The sequence below is a fragment of the Achromobacter sp. 1012554356 genome, assembly GCF_059760815.1.
This window is the reverse complement of sequence record NZ_JCBANC010000156.1, coordinates 1-207: the sequence shown is the minus strand read 5'-3', so window position 1 is coordinate 207 and position 207 is coordinate 1. Positions and strand designations below refer to the sequence as shown.

1 protein-coding gene is annotated in these 207 nt (G+C 67.1%); it reads left to right on the top strand.

The genetic code is table 11. The features are described from left to right. The coding region (locus tag AC6LJW_RS29545; RefSeq protein ID WP_498088985.1) for a hypothetical protein at nucleotides 1–207 on the top strand (207 nt) is incomplete at both ends.

Here is a 207-nt window from a genome sequence, read left to right as displayed (position 1 = left end):
GCGGCAATGAAGGCGTCTACGCCGTCACCATCACCGCGACCGACAAGTCCGGCGCCTCGGTGTCGCAAGACTTCTCGTGGGACGTCAAGAACCCGGCTCCGACCGCCGTCAACGACACGGACAGCACCAACCAAGGCGTCAACCTCACCGCCGATGCGGCGCACGGCGTGCTGGCCAACGACACCGATCCGGACGGCGACACGCTGC